This window comes from Bacillus sp. P4_D3 (genome assembly GCF_056401855.1).
In genome coordinates this window covers 1-1,275 of sequence record NZ_JBFUIN010000825.1, presented here as the reverse complement: position 1 = coordinate 1,275, position 1,275 = coordinate 1, and the positions used below count along the sequence as shown (strand labels likewise).

At 36.7% G+C, this 1,275-nt stretch carries 1 protein-coding gene; it reads right to left on the bottom strand.

Annotated features, from left to right (window positions below):
- The coding region (locus AC1DTM_RS27030; RefSeq protein WP_477001333.1) for an IS4 family transposase at positions 1 to 962 on the bottom strand (962 nt) is incomplete at its 3' end.
- Between the last annotated feature and the right edge of the window lie 313 nt (positions 963 to 1,275).

The window sequence follows — 1,275 nt, the reverse complement described above, 5'->3', positions numbered from 1 at the left end:
ATACCACTGAGTCGTTTACTACGAGGAGAATACTTCATTCCTTTCTTTTTTTCTCTTACAGCTTGATCTTGTAATCGTTTTTKTTGCTGTTGTTTTGTTAACCGATGAACAATTACACGAGCTGGCACTTTATCAATCATTCCTACATAAGCATCAGCCATTTCACATGTTTGTCCTGGTTGAAGGGATTTCATTAAAGTCTCCATATCTATCTGTATATACTCTGTACCTTTCTTAATTCTTCYRTCTTGAAAATAATCAGGGTTAGGATTTTTTTGATACATACGTGTATTCGACTTGATACGAGAGATATAGTAGGCCTCTTTATCTTGTATATRTTGAAGGTCTTTTAAATGAAAATAACCTAAATCTCGGATACATAAATCATTCGCTGTCACAGTTGGGGCACACAGAGAGCCGTAAGTGCGATCATGTTGTTTACCTGGACCTGTATGAATATGTAGGAACTGTCCACTTAACAAATCATAYTCAAGTTGAATTTTTATCCCRGCYGTATGGCTGCATCCTCCTGCACCTGGATAAACCGATGAAAATACATCYGGGAGTTGAAATGCAGTTGAATCTAAAATACGAATACGCTTGAAAACAGAAGTGTATGGAGAAGAAATCGGCATAGATGCGGCCAATTTTTTGCTTAGTAGTTCGGCTAGTAGGTGTTGTAAAAGTTGGACGKCCGCCTTATTAAACCGTTGATTCAGTCMCTCAGGACTGATRAGTACTKCTGTTGATGCTTCTAAACAGCTAGATAACTGAGTTAAAGAAGTCATAGCTACATTTTGGCTCRMCCATACACATAAAGYTAMTAAATCTTTTGCTTGGTACTTACTGGTTCGTTGTACAAARCCAACATCTCTAGCAAGATYCCGTAAGGTATTTGGAGATAAAAAACTTTGAATCTCTTGAGCAAATAGTTGTAATTCGTCAKACACAGAAACAGACATAAAAAACGCCATCCTTTCCTATGATTCTACAGAAAGAATAGCGTATTTTTTCATTYTAGGGGGCATTTCTTTTTATTAGCTTGATAGCGATGTGGCGCTACCCCACATCCATCAACTTAAGGTATCTTTTTATACAAAATGTGGTTTTTTCACGTAGTCTTTTATTATCTTTTATAGATAGCATAAAAGTAGGCACATCAAATAAACCCTGACGGGTTTCAAATTTTTCGCTATGCTACCTGATGGGCAGAAGTGGTATACTCATACACAACACCTAAAATATCAAAGACTGTTTTTTTCTCATATCTGTGAG